At 60.9% G+C, this 16,600-nt stretch carries 12 protein-coding genes and 1 pseudogene; 9 read left to right on the forward strand and 4 right to left on the reverse strand.

Annotated features, from left to right (window positions below; all coding sequences use genetic code 11):
* Window positions 1-229 precede the first annotated feature (229 nt).
* Together mscL and LJ738_RS13100 are read left to right on the forward strand one after the other, a co-directional pair.
* A complete protein-coding gene (mscL, locus tag LJ738_RS13095) occupies window positions 230-658 on the forward strand; it encodes a large conductance mechanosensitive channel protein MscL (protein WP_068190752.1) in 429 nt (142 codons plus the stop codon).
* Window positions 659-894: 236 nt separating this feature from the next.
* Window positions 895-1,341, forward strand: a complete 447-nt coding sequence (locus LJ738_RS13100) for a hypothetical protein (RefSeq protein WP_227786791.1) — start codon at window positions 895-897, stop codon at window positions 1,339-1,341.
* 77 nt (window positions 1,342-1,418) lie between these two features.
* Here the strand turns inward: LJ738_RS13100 and infB are convergent, their stop codons facing one another.
* From infB to rimP, 3 genes and pseudogenes are all read right to left on the reverse strand, one after another.
* Window positions 1,419-4,463 carry a translation initiation factor IF-2 gene (gene infB, locus LJ738_RS13105; protein WP_227786793.1) on the reverse strand — a complete coding sequence of 1,015 codons (3,045 nt, stop codon included), beginning with the start codon at window positions 4,461-4,463 and terminating at the stop codon, window positions 1,419-1,421.
* Window positions 4,464-4,821: 358 nt separating this feature from the next.
* Window positions 4,822-6,054: pseudogene (gene nusA, locus LJ738_RS13110) on the reverse strand (transcription termination factor NusA); the annotation flags it as partial.
* Window positions 6,055-6,070: 16 nt separating this feature from the next.
* Window positions 6,071-6,541, reverse strand: coding sequence for a ribosome maturation factor RimP (rimP, locus tag LJ738_RS13115; protein WP_227786795.1), 471 nt, complete (start codon window positions 6,539-6,541; stop codon window positions 6,071-6,073).
* Window positions 6,542-6,832: 291 nt separating this feature from the next.
* Between rimP and LJ738_RS13120 the strand changes: the two genes are divergently transcribed.
* The 3 genes from LJ738_RS13120 (at window position 6,833) to LJ738_RS13130 (ending at window position 9,275) form a co-directional block, all read left to right on the forward strand.
* Window positions 6,833-7,399: a DUF2911 domain-containing protein gene (locus tag LJ738_RS13120; protein WP_227786797.1), complete on the forward strand. Its 567-nt coding sequence runs from the start codon at window positions 6,833-6,835 to the stop codon at window positions 7,397-7,399.
* A gap of 211 nt (window positions 7,400-7,610) precedes the next feature.
* Window positions 7,611-8,660 carry a selenide, water dikinase SelD gene (gene selD / locus LJ738_RS13125; protein ID WP_227786799.1) on the forward strand — a complete coding sequence of 350 codons (1,050 nt, stop codon included), beginning with the start codon at window positions 7,611-7,613 and terminating at the stop codon, window positions 8,658-8,660.
* A 21-nt stretch (window positions 8,661-8,681) separates the two neighbouring features.
* A complete protein-coding gene (locus LJ738_RS13130) occupies window positions 8,682-9,275 on the forward strand; it encodes a PH domain-containing protein (RefSeq protein ID WP_227786801.1) in 594 nt (197 codons plus the stop codon).
* 9 nt (window positions 9,276-9,284) lie between these two features.
* On the opposite strand, the gene LJ738_RS13135 is transcribed toward LJ738_RS13130, so the two are convergent.
* A complete protein-coding gene (locus LJ738_RS13135) occupies window positions 9,285-10,703 on the reverse strand; it encodes a hypothetical protein (protein WP_227786802.1) in 1,419 nt (472 codons plus the stop codon).
* 188 nt (window positions 10,704-10,891) lie between these two features.
* Here LJ738_RS13135 and LJ738_RS13140 point away from each other — a divergent pair, with 188 nt between their 5' ends.
* The 4 genes from LJ738_RS13140 (at window position 10,892) to LJ738_RS13155 (ending at window position 16,594) form a co-directional block, all read left to right on the forward strand.
* A complete protein-coding gene (locus LJ738_RS13140; protein ID WP_262907680.1) occupies window positions 10,892-11,296 on the forward strand; it encodes a ribosome-binding factor A in 405 nt (134 codons plus the stop codon).
* Window positions 11,297-11,344: 48 nt separating this feature from the next.
* On the forward strand, window positions 11,345-12,154 hold the full coding sequence (locus LJ738_RS13145) for a class I SAM-dependent methyltransferase (protein ID WP_227786806.1): 810 nt from the start codon (window positions 11,345-11,347) through the stop codon (window positions 12,152-12,154).
* A 108-nt stretch (window positions 12,155-12,262) separates the two neighbouring features.
* Window positions 12,263-13,495 carry an ABC transporter permease gene (locus LJ738_RS13150; protein ID WP_227786808.1) on the forward strand — a complete coding sequence of 411 codons (1,233 nt, stop codon included), beginning with the start codon at window positions 12,263-12,265 and terminating at the stop codon, window positions 13,493-13,495.
* A gap of 120 nt (window positions 13,496-13,615) precedes the next feature.
* Window positions 13,616-16,594 (forward strand): SNF2-related protein, encoded by a 2,979-nt coding sequence (locus LJ738_RS13155; RefSeq protein WP_227786810.1) that lies wholly within the window; start codon window positions 13,616-13,618, stop codon window positions 16,592-16,594.
* The last annotated feature ends 6 nt before the right edge of the window (window positions 16,595-16,600 follow it).

The following is a 16,600-nucleotide window of genomic DNA, read 5'->3' on the forward strand; positions in this document are numbered from 1 at the left end:
GCCAGTACCGACCACTGCGCCTCGCTCAACACATACTGCGTTTCCATTCCCCTAAATTAACTGTTCACACGCCCTAGTCATCTGCCCTGCTCAGCTACCTAAAGCAGAACAGTCAGCTCAACTTTTTTCAAAGTTTCCTCTCAAGCAAATCAGTAAGCTCATTTATCTTTAAATACTTAGCTTTACCCGAACAGCTCAACTTTTTTCACACCATTAACTGTTTACTGCAATGGGTCTTGTTTCCGAATTCAAAGAGTTTATCGCCAAAGGCAACGTGCTCGACCTAGCTGTGGGCGTCATTATTGGCGCCTCATTCGGCAAAATCGTCACCTCCCTCACCGACGACATCCTGATGCCCATCATTGGCCTGGCCCTCGGGAAGGTCGATTTCGCCAACCTCTTCGTTGCAATGAACGGCCAGCACTACGCCACCATTGAGGAAGCCAAGAAAGCCGGCGTAGGCACCATCAACTACGGCCTGTTTATCAACGCCCTCATCAACTTTCTCATCATTGCCTTCATCATTTTCCTGATTGTGAAAGCTGCCAACCGCATGAAGAAGGCGCCCATCGAAGTAGTGGCGGTGCCGGCCCCACCCACCACCGAGCAGCAGCTGCTCATGGACATCCGCGATTCGTTGCGCGCCAGCCGCCTCTAAAGCACTTTTCCGTTCAGCGTGAAAAAACCGCTGCCCACCGAGTGTTGGGCAGCGGTTTTTGCGTTTTAAGCTCAAGTATTCATTTTACCAGAAGCAGTTAAATTGTCGAATCAAAATAAGTTGCGAACTTAGAGGCGCGTTAGCAGCCGATGAAAACACCCGCTGCTTTCGTTGAACCACCTTATCCGGCCTACCGTTAAGCTGCATCTCCCCTCTCCACGCCAACTCTTGTTGACATGAAAATTTTCCTTGCTGCCGCGCTTCTCAGTGGCTTATCAATAGCTGCTACTTCCGCTGCCCATGCGCAGACGGGGCCCGCGTTCCCAACAACCGGGCAAGGCACCAGCGAAACCAATGCCCGCCGCAACACCGGCGTTAACGCCGAGGAACTGGCCCGCAACCAGCGCCGGGCGGCCATGACGCCCGACCAAATCAAGCAAGACCAGCAAATGGAGCTGTTGCAAGCCCGCACCGGCAACACCAGCTTCGGCCGCAGCGGTGGCCCCGAGCGCCAATTCGATTCCAACCGCAGTGGCAACGGCTTCATGGTGCGCAAGTACAGAGCCAAGAAAGGCTTCGCCGACCTCAAGCGCGGCACCACCCACGCTGTAGGCAGTTCCAATCCCAAAGGCAAGCCCCTGGTGCATAAGAGCAAGATGAAAAAGCGCTTCTTGTTCTTCTAAACTGAATTCAAAATCACATAAAAAAGCCCCGACTGCGATGCAGTCGGGGCTTTTTTATGTAGCACACAGGGCTGTGGTTACAGCGTGCGCTTGATTTCCTTCTCTTCGAAGCCTTCAATGTTGTCGCCTTCTTGCAACTCGTTGAAGTTCTTGATGGAGATACCGCATTCGTAGCCTTGGCGAACTTCGTTCACGTCGTCCTTGAAGCGCTTGAGGTCCTGAATCTCGCCGGTGTGCAGCACAATGCCGTTGCGCACCACTCGCACGCGGGTCTTGCGCTGGAACGTGCCTTCCGTCACCATACAGCCGGCAATTGAGCCGACTTTGGTGATGTTGAACACCATCCGCACCTCGGCGTTGGCCGTCACCACTTCCTGCACCGTCGGGGCCAGCATGCCTTCCATGGCATCCTTCACCTCGTTGATGGCGTTGTAAATGATGCTGTACAGGCGGATGTCAATCTGCTCCTGCTCGGCCAGTTTGCGGGCACTCTGCGAGGGCCGTACCTGGAAGCCAATGATGATGGCGTCGGAAGCCGAAGCCAGCAGTACGTCGCTTTCCGAGATGGCACCCACCCCTTTCGAGAGGATGTTCACCTTCACTTCCGGCGTCGAAAGCTTAAGCAGCGAGTCGGAGAGTGCTTCTACCGAACCGTCCACGTCGCCTTTCACCAGGATGTTGAGCTCCTTAAACGAACCGATAGCCAAGCGGCGGCCGATTTCGTCCAGCGTGATGTGCTTCTTGGTCCGGATGGTCTGCTCACGGGCCAGCTGCAGGCGCTGAGTTGCGATTTCGCGGGCTTCGCGTTCCGTTTCCATTACCTGGATACGGTCGCCGGCCTGCGGGGCACCGGTGAGACCGAGCACCTGAACCGGCGTAGCGGGCGGCGCTGACTTCATTTTCTTGCCGCGGTGGTCGGTCATGGCTTTCACGCGACCAAAGTGCGGGCCGGCCAGGATTACGTCGCCCACGTTCAGCGTACCGGTTTGCACCAGCACGGTGGTTACGTAGCCACGGCCTTTGTCCAGCGAGGCTTCAATCACGGTACCGATGGCGCCGCGGTCGGGGTTGGCTTTCAGGTCGAGCAATTCGGCCTCCAGCAACACCTTCTCGAGCAGGTCTTCAATACCAATGCCCGACTTGGCCGAAACCTCCTGGCTCTGGTATTTGCCACCCCACTCTTCCACCAAGATGTTAATCTGGGAAAGCTCCTCGCGGATTTTCTCGGGGTTGGCCGAGGGCTTGTCAATCTTGTTGAGGGCGATGATAATCGGCACCCCAGCCGCTTGCGCGTGGTTGATGGCTTCCTTCGTCTGCGGCATCACCGAGTCGTCGGCAGCTACCACGATGATGGCGATGTCCGTCACCTTGGCACCACGAGCACGCATGGCCGTAAAGGCTTCGTGACCAGGCGTATCAAGGAAAGTAATGGGCTGGCCCGATTTGGTCCGCACCTCGTAGGCACCGATGTGCTGCGTGATACCGCCGGCTTCGCCCTTGGCCACACTCGCGTCGCGGATGTAGTCAAGCAACGACGTCTTGCCGTGGTCGACGTGGCCCATGATGGTCACGATGGGGGCGCGGGGACGCAGGTCCTCTTCGCTGTCGCCGGCGTCGATGCTGATTTCTTCCTCTTCTTTCGACAGGAACTCGACGTCAAAGCCGAATTCGTCGGCGATTACCGTGATGGCTTCGGCGTCGAGGCGCTGGTTGATGGACACGAACATGCCCATGCCCAAGCACACCTTGATTACCTCGTTCACGTTCACGTCCATCAGCGAGGCCAGGTCATTGGCCGAGATGAATTCGGTGAGCTTGAGGGTCTTGGCGTCGAGCTCGTTCTGCGCGCGCAGGGCCTCGCGGTCCTCCGCCAGCATGCTGCGCTTGTCACGGCGATACTTGGCGCGGTTGGCCTGGCCGGTGGCTTTGTTGCCGCCGAGCTTGGCCAGCGTGGCCTTAATCTGCTCTTGAATCTGCTTTTCAGCCTGCTCCGGCGTGAGTGCGGGGGCGTTGGGCTTGGGGCCGGGCTGGCCGGGACGCTGGCCGGGAGCACCGGGGCGCTGGCCGGGGCCACCCTGACCGGGGCGGTTGCCCTGGTAGCCGCCGCCTTGGCCGGGAGCACCGGCGGGGCGGTTGCCCTGATAGCCGGGGCTAGGCGGGCTGGTGGTGCTGCCGGGAGGGCCAGGCAGGCGCGTGCGCTTCTTCTGGCCGGGGCCAGCAGGCAAGCCGCGCTTGCTCACATCCGACGAAGCAATGGGACGGGGGCCGCGGCCACCCGGACCACGACGGTCGTTGTTAATGGATGACAAGTCGATTTTGCCCAGAACCGTGAGGCCCTTCAGCGTATCCGACTTGGCCACGATGGTGCTGGTGTCTTCGGGCGCAGCAGCTTCGGCCACAGGTGCGGCAGGAGCAGCCGCTACCGGAGCGGCCAGTGCCTGAGCTACGGGAGCCGCCGGGGCTGGTGCCACCGGTGCCGGAGCCTCGGCCTTCGCGACGGGTTGAGCTACCGGAGCAGCCACGGGCGCAGGAGCCGGCGCTTCTACTTTAGGAGCAGGAGCAGCAACGGGAGCTTCCACCTTAGGGGCTACCGGGGCGGGCGCAGGAGCAGCAGCCACCGGTGTTTCCGCTGGCTTGGGCTTGGCAGCCATCACGCGGCCTTTGCTGTCCAGCTCCATTTTGCCGAGCACCTTCAGGCCCGGGGCAGCGGGTGCCGCAGGAGCTGGAGTGGGCGCAGGGGCCGGAGCGGCTGCCACGGGGGCAGCTGGTGCTACCGGAGCAGGGGCCGGGGCGGGCGCCGCAGCCACAGGAGCTACTGGTGCCGCTGGCTTGGGAGCCGGGGCCGCAGCTTGTACCGGACGCGGGGCCGGAGCAGCAGGTTTGGGAGCCGCGTCGAGGTCGCTCTGGCGCTTGGCCTGAATGACTTTCTGTGCCTCCTGCCGGTCGTGGGCAGAGGCCGCGAATTCCTTCTCAAGCGAGGCAACTTGCTCACCGGTCAGCTTGGTGGTGGGCTTGTTCTCTACTTGTATGCCTTTCTTGGCCAGGGCTTCGACCACCCTGTCCATTCCAATATTCAGGTCTTTGGCCGCCTGTTGTAGCCGTTTCGGGGTTGCTTCCGCCATTCTATCTTTTCTCGCGTACGATACGCTTCTAAGTGCAAAGGTATTACATTAAATCTTGCCAGCAGGGCGCAAACCGCGCCCACTGGCACGATTTGTTACCCTTGCCGTACCGGCCGCGCGGCCGTCATTGGGCTGGCTCGGCGGGAGAGCTTGCGCCCGCATCCTCAGTCGTTGCTTGGGTTTCGTCGGTCATTTCAGCCACCAAAGGGGTGTGTTCAGGGGTTGTTGCGGTCGCGGAAGCATGCGTAACGGCGGCTTCCTCATCGGTCGTAGCAGCTTTTGCATCGGCGGTGTTTCCCGAAGATACACGGGTTTTAGCCGCTTCCAATGAGCTCTCGTCCAGGTCTTCGTCGTCGGCAAATTCCTGGCGGATAATGCGGTATACATCGTCCACCATTTCTTCCTCCAACTCCGTACGGCGCACGATGTCGTCTTTCTTGACAGCGAGCACGGCGCGGCCGGTGTCCAGGCCAATTTTCTTTAGTTCAGCCAGTACCCAAGGCTCGATTTCGTCCTGGAACTCGTCCAGCGAAATGTCTTCCTCGTAGTCGATGGCTTCGCGGAACACGTCGATTTCCATGCCCACCAACCGGCTGGCCAGTTTGATGTTGGCACCGCCGCGGCCGATGGCCAGGCTCACTTGGTCGGGCTTCATGAACACCGAAACCCGGCCACTTTCTTGGTTTATCTTCATAGAACCTACTTTGGCCGGCGATAGTGCCCGCGCGATGTAGAGTTCCAGGTTGTCGGTGTAGTTGATGATGTCGATGTTCTCGTTTTCGAGTTCGCGCACCACCGGATGGATGCGGCTGCCCTTCATGCCAACGCAAGCGCCCACGGGGTCAATCCGCTCGTCGTAGCTCTCCACGGCCACTTTGGCGCGCTCGCCGGGCTCGCGCACCACGTTCTTGATGGTGATGAGGCCATCGTAAATCTCGGGCACTTCTAGCTCGAACAACCGCTCCAGGAACGCTGGCGCGGCGCGGGAAAGAATGATTTTGGGCGTGCCGTTGATGACTTCCACGCGGTGCACCACGGCGCGCACGGTGTCGCCCTTGCGGAACCGGTCCTTGGGGATTTGCTCGCCCTTGGGCATCACCAGTTCGTTGTCGTCTTTGTCCATGATGAGGGCCTCGCGGCTCCACACCTGGTACACTTCGCCGGTCACGATTTCGCCGACCTGGTCTTTGTATTTCTGGTACAGGTTGTCGCGCTCCAGGTCTTTCACGCGCTGAATCAGCGTCTGGCGAGCCATGAGCACGGCACGACGGCCAAAGTCCTCGAGCTTCACGGCCTCGGCCACCGATTCGCCGATTTCGAAGTCGGGCTCGATTTTCTGGGCTTCGGAAAGCATGATTTTATCGTGGTCCCAGATATCCTCGGAGTTGTCGTCCACGATTTCGCGGTTGCGCCAAATTTCCAAGTCACCGTTATCGGGGTTGATGATAACGTCGAAGTTTTCGTCCTGGTCGTACTTTTTGCGAATCATCGTGCGGAACACGTCGTCCAGGATGCTCATCATCGTGGGCCGGTCGATGTTCTTGCTCCGGGCAAATTCGCTAAAGGACTCGATTAATTCGTGGCTGTTCATAGAGGCAGAACGGTATTTATTTAAAGGAGATAACCACCTTGGCTTCCTGGATATCCCCGAAGGAATAAAAGGCCGCGGGCAGGGTCGTTTTCTTGGTCTTTTGTTTAATAACTTCTTCAATTTCCACGCCTTCGGGCGTGGCCGCGGTGAGGACGCCGGTTTTCTCGGTGCCGTCGTTGAGCTTAAGGGCCAGCGAGCGGCCAATGTGGCGCTGGTACTGGCGGGGGTCCGTCAGGGGCTGGTCGGCGCCGGGGCTGGTCACTTCCAGGGAGTAGGCAGAGTCCTCGCCGTAGTGCTCGTCGATGCGGCGCGCCAGGCGGCGGCTGATGGTCGCACACGCCTGAATGGCCAGGCCAGTGGGGCCGTCGAGAGTGACGGTCACCTTCGGCATCACCGAATCGGATACGGTAAGGCCCACGATGAACAGCTCCTCGTCGCCGATGGCGTCTTGGAGCATTTCCAGCAGCAGGGTACGGTCGAAATGCATAAATTTTGAAACAAGCGGGCAAAAAAAGAGGGGACTGCGCGTCCCCTCTTTGCTAAAGCGAATACCAACTTCGGGTGCAAAGATACGACAATAGGCGGCGGAATGCAAGGCAAGCCCGGCTGGAGCGCTGGCGCCCGTGTCGTGTTGACTAGCAGGAAATAGCGGCCGTTGCATTGATAAGCAACCGTTGCTATAAATTGCTGACCTTAAAACACTAACCGCGCCCGCAGGGTTTCACGGCGCGCAGTTCTACAATCAGCTCAATTCTTCCACTCACCTTTTAGTACCTACATGAAAACCCTCCAACTCCTTCGCCACGTCGCTTTCGGACTGGCTACTACGTTCGTTGCCAGCGCAGCTTTTGCGCAAGCCACGCCTGCTACTCCGGCCACGCCTGCCACACCCGCCGCTCCGGCTCAAGCCGCCAAGCCCAGCCCGGCAGCTACCGCTACCGGCAAGATTGGCACCACCGACGTGACGGTGAACTACAGCAGCCCGGGCGTGAAAGGCCGCAAGATTTTCGGCGGGCTGGAGCCCTATGGCAAAGTGTGGCGCGCCGGGGCCAACGAAGCCACCACGGTCGAATTCAGCAAAAATGTAATGGTGGAAGGCAAGCCTTTGCCCGCGGGCAAGTATGCCTTCTTCCTGATTCCGACCGAGAAACAATGGACGGTTATCTTCAATAAAGTCCCGGAACAGTGGGGCGCCTTCAAGTATGCTCAGAAAGAAGACGCCCTGCGCGTGATGGTGACGCCCCGCAAAACTGCCACCCCGACCGAACGGCTGGTGTACGAGGTGACGCCCAAAGGCCTGGTGATGCGCTGGGAAAATATCGAACTGCCGGTGGCCATCAAGTAACCAAAGTGCGACTCCAAAATAAGTTGAGCTAAAATCAGCTAAAAAAGGAACGACGGCCGGCGGCAAACTGCCTCGGCTGTCGTTCCTTTTTTTGGCCTTTAACCAAGAGTTTCACGCCCCGCTCGGCAACTCTAAAACTCTTTGCGGACTTTTGTAGTCCCTCACCCAGCGGGGTGGTACCTGGTAGGTCGGCCCTGCTTTTCTCTTCTCCATGACTCCCACGACGGAATATAAACTGACCCAATACAGCCACGGCGCCGGCTGCGGCTGCAAAATCGCCCCGGCCGTGCTCGACCAGATGCTGCACACCAGCATTGCGCAGCCCCACGACGAGCGGCTGCTGGTGGGCAACACCAGCCGCGACGACGCGGCGGTGTACGACATCGGCGGCGGCGAAGCGGTGATTTCGACCACCGACTTCTTCATGCCCATCGTGGACGACGCCTACGACTTCGGCCGCATCGCCTCGGCCAACGCCATTTCAGACGTGTACGCCATGGGCGGCCGGCCGCTGATGGCCATTGCCGTGTTGGGCTGGCCCGTGGACAAGCTGCCGCCCGAGGTAGCCCGCCGCGTGCTGGAAGGCGCCCGCAGCATCTGCGCCGAAGCCGGCATTCCGCTGGCCGGTGGCCACAGCATCGACTCGCCCGAGCCCATTTTTGGCCTAGCCGTGACGGGCATGGTGAACATCGTGGACCTGAAGCAAAACGACACCGCCACGGCTGGCTCCGAGCTCTTCCTGACCAAGCCGCTGGGCGTGGGCATCCTCACCACGGCGCAGAAAAAGGGCATTTTGCGGGACGAGGACGCGGCCATTGCCCCAGCTCAAATGATGCAGCTCAATAAGATTGGCGCCGAGTTGAGCAAGCTCGACGCCGTGACGGCGCTGACTGACGTGACCGGCTTTGGTCTGCTTGGCCACCTTTCGGAAGTGTGCGAAGGCAGCGGCCTGACGGCAGAAATTGAGTTCTCGAAAGTGCCCCGCATCGCCGCAGCCGAACCTTATTTGAAACAGGGCAGCGTGCCAGGCGGCACCGGCCGCAACTGGGCTAGCTACGGCCACAAGGTGGGCGCCATCACCGAAGAGCAGCGCGTGTGGCTCTGCGACCCCCAGACCTCAGGGGGCTTGCTGGTGTGCGTGGTGCCCCAGGGCCGCGAGGAAGTGCTGGCGGTGTTTGCCAAGCACGGACTGGAGCTGGAAAGCTTTGGCCTGCTGCGGGCACACCACGAAGACGAGGCCTGGGTGCAGGTGCACGCGTAGCCCGGGCTTAACGTTGGCACCATGAAATCTTCTTTTCTGCGCCCGCTGCTGGAAGTAGCCATTATGCTGCTCATGGTATTGGGCGCGGCCCGCTGGCTAACGGGGCTGTTTGCCAAGCGGACGCACACTTACCAGGTCTCGGCGGCCCGCCAGCTGCGGCTGCTCTTCTGGCCGCTGCTGGCGCTGGGCGCCGGCCTGAGCGTACTGCCCGCCGTGGCCTTGGGTGGACCGGAAGCCAGTCAGTTTGAGTGGGCGCTTACGATTGGCTTCCTGCTGTTTACACTGGCGTTGAGCGGGCCGGCGCTGCTGCTGCACCTGCGCTACCTGACCCTGAACCACGATACGACGCTGATTTTTCAGCCTACGGAAAACCGGCTCGAGGTATACGACGCCGGCCAGCGCGTGGCCTTCGCCCGGCGCGACCTGGCCGGGGTAGAAAGCGTGACGTGCAGCGCGCGGCGCACCTTTTGGGGTAAGTACGATTACCTCTGCCTGCACCTCGTCGATGGCCGCTCCATTGTGCTCACCTCCCTGCTCACGGACCTGAAGCCCCTGGCCGTGTTCCTGCGGAATGCGCCCACCGAACGCCGCTCCCGGGCCTGGTGCTGGGTATAGCTTAGTGGGCTACTGCTTGGGCTGGCGCCGGTAGAGGCCGGGCATGCCGGTGGGCTCATAGGGGCCGAATATGCCGGGCAGCAGCTGTTTCAGGCGGGGCACCTGGGCACTTTGGTCGAGCAGGTACGCCGGCGGGACGGGGCCCATTTTCTGGGCCACGCGCACCACGGCGGCGTACTCGTTGAGGTGCCCAAAATCGACCTGCGACAAGGCCCAATCCAGGTAAGGCGTGGCGGGGTGGTTGTTGAAATAGGCGCGGTCATCGGGCCCCAGAATGAGCAGGGTCTGGCCGCGCAGGGAGGCGTAGCGCGGGTCGGGCTGCAGGCCAAAGCGGCTTTCGGCCGGCATGTGCAGCAGGGCTTCGAGGCGCGGCACCTGGGCTCGGTATCGCAGCACCACGGCCGCGTTTAGGATGAGCAGGAGCAGCAATTCCAGCATCCAGTTCCGGGGCGAACGCTGCCACAAAAACAAGCTGAAGTACGCCAGCGGCGGCAGCAGCAGCACCAGAACGCCCGGGGCCGCACCCCGCTCCACCGCCGCCGTCGCGAAGGCGACTACCAACCACACCAGCATCATCTGCCGGAATTTTATTTGAAACACGAGGCCCAGGGGCGTGCCCAAGGACCGGATGAGGCCCAGGGCCAGCACCACGCCGGGCACGATGAGCAAGCGGAGCTGCAAGCCGGCTGGTAGCCCACTGGCAATCAAATCCGTAAGGCCCGGCTGCAAATGGAACTGCACAAACCCCGGCAGGGCCCCGGTGTAGAAGAAAAACGTGGCCGCCAAGGCGTACGGAAAGAAAAACCCGCACAGCAGCAGCAGGGAGCTCCGGAAGGAATTGGCCGCGAAAATGACCACCGCAAACAAGCCCACTATTACAAATAAGCTGAGGGGCAGGTAGCACAGCGCGCCCACCCCAATCAGGAACCCGGCCCGAAACAGGCGGCGGTTGTCGTAGCCCTCGCGGGAGGTGGGCAGCAGTGCGCTCAGCGCAAAAATGATGAACGTGTGACCCAGCAGCAGGGGCGACAAGGCATCCAAATCGGTGCTGACGCTGCCGACCAGCAGATAGGTCAGGGCGGCCACGTAGCCGCGCTCGGGGTGCACGTCGTAGCGGTTGAACACCAGGTTCAGGCGCAGTGCCTGCACCAGCAGCAGCAGCAGCGCCACCAAGCGGTAGAGCCACACCGGGCGCGCCACCACTGCGTCGAGCACGGCAAAAGTGGCCGCGGCCAGCGGCGCGGTGCCGTCGTAGAGGTCGCGGTAGGGCAGGGCGCCGCCGTGCAGCCGCTCGCCCACCAGCAGGGCCCGCAGCTCGGCGGCCGTCACGGGCAGGCCCATCCAGAGCAGGGGCAAGCGCAGGGCCAGCACCAGCACTAGCAAGGCCAGGAGTTGAGCCGGAAGGGAGCTTTTGAAAAAGCGAAGCAAAAGGGTAGCGGCGAGAAGTCGGGAGGATATTGGGCTGGCAAAGGTATTGTCCGCCAGCGGCCATCTCATTCGCGGGGTTTTCAGCCGCCGCTAATTTCCTTTTTGCTTCTTGCCCAAGCGGCACGGCGGCCCTTCTTCCTCAAGCTGTACCTTTGCCGGTCATTATGGAAAGCAAACGACAACAAAAAATGGCTAGCCTGCTGCAGCAGGAGCTGGCCGCCGTGTTGCAGCGCGACCTGCCGCACCTGTTCGGAGGTGGGCTGGCGCCCGGCATCAGCCTGGTGCGCGTGACGCCCGACTTGGGCCAGGCCCGCGTGTACCTCAGCCTGCTCATTGGGGCCGACGCCAACGAGCGCCTCGAAATCATTCGCGAAAACGGCAAGGCCATCCGCCAGGCCCTGGCCAAGCGCATCCGCCAGACGGCCCGCGTGGTGCCGGAGCTCATCTTTTTTCACGACGACAGCGCCGCCTACGCCGCCCACATGGACCAGGTGCTCGGCACGCTCGACATCCCGCCAGCGCCCAAAGACGAGGAGAAGGACGACGAGAAACCGGCCCGCCCGCGCCTGTTCAACCCCAAAGACGACGAATAAGGCCGCCGGCTGATTTCGCAACCCATTATTTAGCACGCCTCCCTTCTCTTGTACTACGACCCGATTAAGAAGACGCTCGGCCAGGTTTTTAACCGCACGCCGTGGCTGCGCCGGCTGTTTTATCATTTGCTCGATTTGCTGCTGCTGCGCACCTGGCACGTGCACCGCGAGCTGCGCCGCTGGGCCAAAGGCCGCACCCAAGAGCACCTGCACATCCTCGACGCGGGCTCGGGCTACGGCCAGTATACGTACTGGCTCAGTGGGCTGAGCCCCAAGTGGGACATCCTGGCCGTGGACGTGAAGGAAGAGCAGGTGGCCGACTCCAACCGGTTTTTTCGCCAGATTGGCCGCCGCAACGTGCAGTTTGCCGTGCAGGATTTGGTGCTGTACCAGGAGCCCAATTCGTTTGATTTGGCTTTGTCGGTGGACGTGATGGAGCACATTCTGGAAGACGTGGAGGTATTCCGAAACATCCACGCCTCGCTTAAGGACGGCGGCATGCTGCTCATCTCTACGCCCAGCGACCAGGGCGGCTCCGACGTGCACGACGACGGCGAAACTAGCTTCATCGAAGAGCACGTGCGCGACGGCTACAACATCCGCGAAATCCAGCAGAAGCTCCGCACGGCCGGGTTCGAGCGCATCGAAGCGCGCTACGCCTACGGCGAGCCAGGCCAGATTTCGTGGCGCCTGAGCATGAAGTACCCCATCCTGATGCTGGGCAAGTCGCGCCTGTTTTTCCTGCTGCTGCCCTTCTATTACGCCGTCACGTTCCCGTTCTGCTTGTTGTTGAACTGGCTCGACGCCCGCACCGTTCACGATTCGGGCACTGGCCTCATCGTGAAGGCGTGGAAGTAAAAGCCGGCGAGAAGGTTAGGACCCGCGTTGATGAGTTAGTATCGGTAGCTTTGCTCGGCCTTGGCTAACTCTCAACGACAACCCCGCGTACCCTCCCAAACTTTTTAGGTGAACGTCCCCCTCCTCATTGCGCGGCGCTATTTCCGCTCCAAGAATAAGCGCAACATCATCACCATCATCTCGAACATTTCGATGGTTGGGGTGGCTGTGGGCACTATGGCGCTCATTATTGTGCTGTCGGTGTTCAACGGGCTGGAGGATTTGGTGCGCACGCTCTACGGCAAGTCGGACCCCAACCTGGTCATTTCGGCCACAAAGGGCAAGGCCTTTGACGTGGACCGCACCTTCCTGATGAAGCTGGAAAACACGCCCGGCGTGGCCCTGCTCACCGAAGTAATCGAGGACAACGCCCTGCTGCAATACCACGACCGCCAGATGGTGGTGAAGATGCGCGGCCTGAGCGACAACTACTTCGGCCAAAGCCAAATAGACGCCAACATCAAAGAAGGCGACCACCGCCTGCGCCGCGACAGCCTGGAGCTGGCCCTGGTGGGCGCCGGCGTGCAGCACGAGCTCAGCATCACGCTCAACAACCGCTTGGCGCCCATGCGCCTGCTCTATCCGCGCAATACTCCTGGCAAGAAACTGCTGGAAATGAACCCCGAAAAGGCGTTCAACGAGCAAAACCTGATTGCCGGCGGGGTCTTCCTCATCGAGCAGCACATCGACGACAGCTACATTTTCGTGCCCCTCAGCTTTGCCCAGCGCCTGCTGGGCTACGGCACCCGCCGCACCGCGCTCTACGTGAAGGTGGGCCAGAGCTTCGAGATTGAGCAGGTGAAGGAGCAGCTGCGCCGGCAGCTGGGCCCGGGTTTCAAGGTGCAGGACTCCGACGAGCAGCACGTGAGCCTGTTCAAGGCCATCAAGGTGGAAAAGCTGTTCGTGTTCATCACCTTCACACTCATTCTGCTCATTGCTTCGCTCAATATTTTCTTTTCGCTCTCGATGCTGGTCATCGATAAGAAAAAGGATATTTCGGTGCTGCTGGCCATGGGCGCCACCCAGCAAACCGTGCGCAAAACCTTCCTGCTGGTGGGGGCCATTGTGGCCCTGGTGGGCGCGGCCACGGGCCTCGTGTTTGGCGTGGCCCTGTGCTGGGCCCAGCAGCGCTTCGGGTTTGTGAGCATGGGCATGGCCACGAGCGTAGTCGATGCGTACCCGGTAAAAATGCAGGCTACGGACCTCATCTTTACCTGTCTGTCCATCATTCTCATTACGTTAGCCGTGAGCATTCGCCCGGCCCTGAACGCGAGCCACTTGGATTTGCGCGAGAATTTATAAGGCCCGCGGCATCCTGCGCGGCAAAGCGCCGTAAGGCTATCCGCTCCCCTTACTGCTGCTAAGCTCAACCGCACGCGTTTCCGCTTTCAGCCCTATCTTGCGATTCTTGCGTGCCCGGCTATGAAAGTTTCTACCTCGGAACCGTTTCAAATTGTTTACTCGCTCTTCGAGCACGAGTTCCTAGGCCATTTGTTCGCGGCCTACGTGGTACAATTGGGCCCGCGCGGCCAGTTGACGCTCCAACACCAAACGGTTTCGGGCAAGAACGCCCACGAGTTTGGGGCGGGCCTCGATGCCACCGATTTTGAGCTGGTGGAGCTGTGCGACCAGATTCAGCAGGAGGCGGTGGTGAAAGAATTTTGGCCCCGCAAAATCGCCACGGCCGAATTCTTCCTCAAAACCTACAACGCCGAGAAGGGCGACAAGCCGCTGCAGGAAGTCATTTCGCGGCACGTGCAATCGCGCATGGCGGCCATCCTGGCCCGGCTGGCCGGCAAGCGCGTGTTCATCATGGGCCGCGACGGCGAGCCGACCTGGAAAGAAATTGGGCTGGCTCCGGCCAAAGCGTCTATCCTGTTTCACTTCCGCCGCAACGAGGAGGGCACGCACTACTTCCCCACCATTCAGTACCAGGGGCAGCGCCTGGACTTTCAGTACAAGGATGCTTTGCTGGTGTGCCTGCAGCCGGCCTGGCTGCTGCTCGGCGACCTGCTCTACTCCTTCCGGACTGAGGTAGACGGGCGCAAGCTGCTCCCCTTCCTGAAAAAGAAATTCATTGTGGTGCCGCGCAATGTGGAAGAAAGCTACTTCCAGAAATTTGTGGCGCCGCTCATGGAGTCCTTTGAGGTGCACGCCCGCGGCTTCGACATCCGGTCGGAGCGGTACGTGGCGCGGCCCCGGCTCACGTTCAGCGACGCCATGCCTGCCGTGGCCATCCCCGAAGCCCCCGTGCGTCCACCCGGCCCCCCGCGCCGCGGCCGGATTCCGCTGCCCAAGCCGGTGGCACCCTTGCTCACCGGGGCCGAAACCGAGCAAATCCATTTTGAGCTGAGCTTCCGCTACGGCCCGCACCTGATGCCCCTGGGCACCGACAAACCGGTGAGCGTGCGACTGGAAAAAACGGCCGAGAGCTACGTGTTTCACCGCCTGCTGCGTAACCCCGAACAGGAGCAAGCCACCGTGGCCGAGCTGCGCGAGCGCCAGCTCACAGTAGAAAACGGCTACGCGACCCTGCCCAAAAGCGAAGCGTTTAAGTGGCTGCACGACAACACGCCCATTCTCACAGCATTGGGCTACACGGTGGAGGCCGCGTCTACGGCCACTAAGAGCTACTTTATTGGGCCAACCAGCGTGCACGTGGGCATTCAGGAGGCCGGCGACTGGTTTGATGTGCGCGGCACCGTGCGTTTTGGTGACATCGAAGTGCCGTTTATCCGGCTGCGGGGCCACATTTTGCAGCGCCGCCGCGAGTTCAAGCTGCCCAACGGCCAGATTGCTATCATCCCCGAGGAGTGGTTTACGGACTACCTGGAGCTTTTTGCCTTTGGCGAAGAAACCCCCGAGGGCCTAAACCTGCGCCGCCACCACCTGGCGCTGGTGGCCGACCTGCAGAGCAACGAGCTGGCTACCGTGCGCATGGGCCGCAAGCTGGCCAAGCTGCGCGACTTTGCCGAGGTAGAAGACCACCCCCTGCCCATCGGCTTCCTGGGCGAGTTGCGCCCCTACCAAAAAGCCGGCTACAACTGGCTGCGCTTCGTGCAGGACTACCATTTTGGCGGCTGCCTGGCCGACGACATGGGCCTGGGCAAAACGGTGCAGACGCTGGCCATGCTGCTGCATCGCCGCGAAAGCGGCGAAGCCCAGGGGGCCGCGTCGCTGCTGGTGCTGCCTACTTCGCTGGTATTTAACTGGCTGGCAGAAGCCGAGAAGTTTACACCCGACCTGCGCATTCTGGCCTACACCGGCACCTACCGCGACAAAAACCCCGATCGGTTTGCCGACTACGACGTGGTGCTGACCAGCTACGGCATAGTGCGCCTTGACACGGACCTGCTGGCCAGCTACAAGTTCGACTACGTGATTCTGGACGAATCGCAGGCCATCAAGAACCCGTCATCGACGACGTCGCAGGCCGTGCGGCAGCTACGCTCCAAGCACCGCCTCATTCTGACGGGCACGCCTGTGGAAAACAGCACCATGGACCTGTGGTCGCAGATGTCGTTCATCAACCCCGGCTTGCTGGGCACGCAGGCGTTCTTCCGGAAGGAATTCCTCAAGCCCATTGAGAAGCACCAGGACGAGGGGCGCACCCGGCGGCTGCATGCCCTCATCAAACCGTTTATTCTGCGGCGCCACAAGGCCCAGGTAGCCAAGGAGCTGCCCGAAAAGACCGAGCAGCTCAGCTACTGCCCCATGACGGAGGAGCAGGCCCACGCCTACGAGGAAACGAAGAGCTTTTACCGTAACAAAATCCTGCGCAACCTCGACGAGCACGGCCCGGCCAGCACCCAGTTTTTGCTGCTGCAGGGCTTAACCCGGTTGCGGCAAATTGCCAACCACCCGCGCCTGGCCGACGACACCTACACCCACGAATCGGGCAAGCTGCGCGAGGTGCTGCGCATGATTCGCAACGTGGTGGCTGAAGGACACAAGGTTTTGGTATTCAGCCAATTTGTGCAGCACCTGTCATTGGTGCGGGCGGCGCTGGATGAGCGACAGCTGGCGTATGCTTACCTCGACGGCGCCACCCGCGACCGGCCCGCCGAAGTGGCTCGCTTCCAGGAAGACGACAACCTGAAAATCTTCCTCATCAGCCTGAAGGCCGGGGGCGTGGGCCTCAACCTCACCGCCGCCGACTACGTCTTCATCCTCGACCCGTGGTGGAACCCGGCGGTGGAGGCCCAGGCCGTAGACCGCGCCCACCGCATAGGGCAGCAGCGCCCGGTGTTCACCTACAAATTCATCACCCAAGGCACGGTAGAGGAAAAAATCCTGGCCTTGCAGCGCCGCAAGCTGGCCTTGGTAAGTGAGCTGATTGCGACGGATGAGGCCGTGATTAAGCACCTCACCCGCGCCGACATAGAGGAGTTGTTGGGCTAATCTGCT

The sequence above is a fragment of the Hymenobacter plasmatis genome, assembly GCF_020711255.1.
In the GTDB taxonomy this organism is placed as follows: Bacteria; Bacteroidota; Bacteroidia; order Cytophagales; family Hymenobacteraceae; genus Hymenobacter.

Bases quoted from the DNA above. Each gene is read 5' to 3' on its own strand.
- LJ738_RS13155 (WP_227786810.1), top strand. From the start codon at position 13,616: ATGAAAGTTTCTACCTCGGAACCGTTTCAAATTGTTTACTCGCTCTTC.
- infB (WP_227786793.1), bottom strand. From the start codon at position 4,463: ATGGCGGAAGCAACCCCGAAACGGCTACAACAGGCGGCCAAAGACCTG.
- rimP (WP_227786795.1), bottom strand. From the start codon at position 6,541: ATGCATTTCGACCGTACCCTGCTGCTGGAAATGCTCCAAGACGCCATC.
- mscL (WP_068190752.1), top strand. From the start codon at position 230: ATGGGTCTTGTTTCCGAATTCAAAGAGTTTATCGCCAAAGGCAACGTG.
- LJ738_RS13120 (WP_227786797.1), top strand. From the start codon at position 6,833: ATGAAAACCCTCCAACTCCTTCGCCACGTCGCTTTCGGACTGGCTACT.
- selD (WP_227786799.1), top strand. From the start codon at position 7,611: ATGACTCCCACGACGGAATATAAACTGACCCAATACAGCCACGGCGCC.
- LJ738_RS13100 (WP_227786791.1), top strand. From the start codon at position 895: ATGAAAATTTTCCTTGCTGCCGCGCTTCTCAGTGGCTTATCAATAGCT.
- LJ738_RS13130 (WP_227786801.1), top strand. From the start codon at position 8,682: ATGAAATCTTCTTTTCTGCGCCCGCTGCTGGAAGTAGCCATTATGCTG.
- LJ738_RS13140 (WP_262907680.1), top strand. From the start codon at position 10,892: ATGGCTAGCCTGCTGCAGCAGGAGCTGGCCGCCGTGTTGCAGCGCGAC.